This window comes from Streptomyces alkaliphilus (genome assembly GCF_014141535.1).
Classification (GTDB): Bacteria; Actinomycetota; Actinomycetes; order Streptomycetales; family Streptomycetaceae; genus Streptomyces; species Streptomyces alkaliphilus.
The window spans coordinates 1-1,281 of the sequence record NZ_VKHT01001230.1 but is presented as its reverse complement, the minus strand read 5'-3'; the positions used below and the strand labels follow the sequence as shown (position 1 = coordinate 1,281).

At 80.3% G+C, this 1,281-nt stretch carries 1 protein-coding gene; it reads right to left on the bottom strand.

Annotated features, from left to right (window positions below):
- Positions 1-1,115: FtsK/SpoIIIE domain-containing protein (locus FNQ90_RS28565; RefSeq protein ID WP_323380146.1), on the bottom strand; the 1,115-nt coding region annotated here is incomplete at its 3' end.
- Positions 1,116-1,281: the final 166 nt, after the last annotated feature.

Genomic DNA, 1,281 nt, shown 5'->3' with positions numbered 1-1,281 from the left:
CCCCCGGGCAGGCCCTCGGTGAACCCCCGATCGCCGAGCAGGTCCTCGCGCCGCTTCAGCTCCGCCCTCAGGGCGCGGGCGAAGGCCCGCATCCGCACCGGGTCGTTCGTCCGCAGTCGGGTCGCGGTCTGCGGCAGGTCCGCGCAGGCGGCCAGGCCGCTCCCGCCACCGCTCTCCACCAGCAACAGCGACAGCTCGCGCGGCCCCCGGACGGCGGCCAGCGCGACGGCGAGCGAGCAGAGGGTCTCGCTGCGCCCGGAGCCCGGCGGCCCCTCCACCACCACCGGGCCGGGCAGGGTGGTCGGATCGACCACCACCGGGCCGGCGGCGCCGACGCCCAGCGGTATCGGCAGACCGGCCCGGGGCGTGCCCCAGCGTTCGCGCAGCACCCCGGGGGTGACCCGGGGCAACCCCAACAGATCCAACAGCCGTACCGATGTCGGCAGGGGCCCTCCGGTCGCCGGGCCGTCGGGGTCACCCGGGTCGGCGCCCAGCGGCGCGAGCGCCCGGGCGAACCGCTCCGCCCAGGCGGCGGAGACGGCGTCCGCGGTCGCCGCCGGCCCGACCGTGCCGTCCGCCCGCACCAGCCGGACGGTGGTGGCCACCTCACCCACCAGCACCGCGGTGGCGCCACAGCCGACCAGGGCGGGCACCGCCGCGCGTGCGGAGGCCAGAGCGCGTTCCAGCGGCGAGGCCGGCGTGGCGGCCGGAGCCTCCGCCAGGCACACCACGTGCACGCCCTCCGTCCGCCCGCGCGCCACCAGCTCGGACGCCAGCGAGCGGGCCTCGGCGGAGCCGGGGTCCCCGTCGAGGACCAGCAGGGTGCGCGGACCGTCCGGGTCCCGTCCGACCGACTCCCGCAGCCGGGCGAGCGCCTGCTCCCGGTCGAAGGCCAACAATCGCCGACAGGCCCGGCCGGGGCCCGGGGCGGTGTGCGGAAGCCAGCCCGCCCACGCCCACTCCCCGGCGCGGCCGGGGGCCACGACCACCAGCTCCAGCCCCGCGGGCGGGTGGTCGGCGATCAGCCGGGCCACCAGGGACCGCGCCAGGCCGAGCAGCCTCCGCCGGGGGCCGACGAGGCCCAGGGAGCCGAGCTCGTCCAGGGCGGCCACCACCGGCTCCCCCTCGCCCCCCTGGCGGTGGACGGTCCCGGGTCGGGCGAGCAGCGGAGGGCGGGGGGCGACCGCGGCCGGCGGCGCCGCGCCCGTTCCCGGGGTCGGCTCCGGGAGCACGGGGGGCCCGGCGGGCCGATCGGCCCGGGCGCGCGGAACGGTGTCGGAC